This is a genomic window from Paractinoplanes hotanensis (genome assembly GCF_023717965.1).
Taxonomy (GTDB): domain Bacteria; phylum Actinomycetota; class Actinomycetes; order Mycobacteriales; family Micromonosporaceae; genus Actinoplanes; species Actinoplanes polyasparticus.
This window is the reverse complement of sequence record NZ_JAMQOL010000135.1, coordinates 1-938: the sequence shown is the minus strand read 5'-3', so window position 1 is coordinate 938 and position 938 is coordinate 1. Positions and strand designations below refer to the sequence as shown.

Annotated in this window: 1 protein-coding gene; it reads left to right on the top strand. The window is 67.6% G+C overall.

The window, feature by feature from the left end; translation table 11 throughout:
• Positions 1-2: 2 nt before the first annotated feature.
• Positions 3-938 (top strand): thioredoxin-disulfide reductase (gene trxB, locus LXN57_RS47740; protein ID WP_251804970.1); only part of this gene is annotated, 936 nt, incomplete at its 3' end.

The window sequence follows — 938 nt, the reverse complement described above, 5'->3', positions numbered from 1 at the left end:
ATCTGATCATCATCGGTTCGGGGCCGTCCGGCTACACCGCGGCGCTGTATGCCGCCCGGGCGAACCTCAAGCCGCTCGTGATCGAGGGCGTTCAGTCCGGTGGCGCCCTGATGACCACCACCGAGGTCGAGAACTTCCCCGGTTTCCGTGACGGCATCATGGGCCCCGAGCTCATGGACAACATGCGCGCCCAGGCCGAGCGGTTCGGCGCCGAGTTCCTCACCGACGACGTGACCCGGGTCGAGCTCGGCGACAAGCCGACCGAGGCCGGCACCGAGGGCCTCAAGACCGTGTGGGTCGGCGACAAGCAGTTCTTCGCCCGCGCCGTCATCCTGTCCACCGGTTCGGCCTGGCGGCCGCTGGGTGTGCCCGGCGAGCAGGAACTGCTCGGGCACGGCGTCTCGTCCTGTGCCACCTGTGACGGGTTCTTCTTCCGCAACCACCACATCATCGTGGTCGGCGGCGGCGACTCCGCGATGGAGGAGGCGACCTTCCTCACCCGGTTCGCCGAGTCGGTGACGATCGTGCACCGGCGTGACTCGTTTAGGGCCAGCAAGGTGATGCAGCTGCGGGCGCTGAACAACGAGAAGATCAAGGTCGAGTGGAACTCGGTGGTCGACGAGATCATCGGCCACGACGGCAAGGTCTCCGGCGCGCGCCTGCGTAACCTCCAGACCGGTGAACAGAAGGTCCTCGACGTGACCGGCGTGTTCGTGGCCATCGGCCACGACCCGCGCAGCGAGCTGTTCAAGGGCCAGGTCGAGACCGACGACGAGGGTTACGTGAAGGTCGACCACCCGTCGACCCGCACCAACATCCCCGGCGTCTTCGCCGCCGGTGACCTGGTCGACCACACCTACCGCCAAGCCATCACCGCCGCCGGCACCGGCACCGCCGCGGCCCTGGACGCCGAGCGTTTCATCGCCTCATTCGTCGAG